At 68.4% G+C, this 996-nt stretch carries 1 protein-coding gene; it reads right to left on the bottom strand.

Annotation, left to right across the window (positions count from 1 at the left end; all coding sequences use genetic code 11):
- Nucleotides 1-996: DEAD/DEAH box helicase (locus AC1D01_RS36360; RefSeq protein ID WP_477874619.1), on the bottom strand; the 996-nt coding region annotated here is incomplete at both ends.

Consider the following 996-nt stretch of genomic DNA (forward strand, 5'->3'; position numbering starts at 1 on the left):
GTAGAAGCCCGAGCCGAGCTCCTCCATGTTCTGGATCGCCTCCAGCCGCATCGCCGCCTGCTTGGTCAGCCCCTCGACCTCGGGCACCAGCAGGTAGGCGTAGGCCTGGTGGTGCGAGCGGCCGACGCGCCCGCGCAGCTGGTGCAGCTGCGCCAGGCCGAACTTGTCGGCGCGGCTGATCACGATGGTGTTGGCGCTCGGCACGTCGATGCCGGTCTCGATGATGGTGGAGCACAGCAGCACGTTGTGGCGCTGCGCGACGAAATCGCGCATCACGTGCTCCAGCTGCCGCTCGGCCATCTGGCCGTGCGCGACCGCGATGCGCGCCTCGGGCAGCAGCTCCTGCAGCTTCTCGCGCCGGTTCTCGATCGTCTCGACCTCGTTGTGCAGGAAGTACACCTGCCCGCCGCGCTTCAGCTCGCGCAGGATCGCCTCGCGGATGGTGCCGGTGCTCTCGTTGCGCACGAAGGTCTTGATCGCCAGGCGGCGCTGCGGGGCGGTCGCGATCACGCTCAGGTCGCGCAGGCCTTCGAGCGCCATGCCCAGGGTCCGCGGGATCGGCGTCGCGGTCAACGTCAGCACGTCGACCTCGGCGCGCATCGCCTTGATCGCCTCCTTGTGGCGCACGCCGAAGCGGTGCTCCTCGTCGATCACCAGCAGCCCGAGGCGCTTGAACTTGACGCTCTGGCTGATCAGCTTGTGGGTGCCGATCACGATGTCGACCGTGCCGTCCTCGATGCCTTCGAGCGCCGCCTTCACTTCCTTCGGCGAGCGGAAGCGCGACAGCTCGGCCACCTTCACCGGCCACTTGCCGAAGCGGTCGGAGATGTTCTGGAAATGCTGCTCGGCCAGCAGCGTTGTCGGCGCGAGGATGGCCACCTGCTTGCCGCCGGTGACCGCGACGAAGGCCGCGCGCAGCGCGACCTCGGTCTTGCCGAAGCCGACGTCGCCGCACACGAGGCGATCCATCGGCTTCGGGCTCACCATGTCCTGGAT

The sequence above is a fragment of the Rhizobacter sp. P3_B12 genome, from assembly GCF_056402895.1.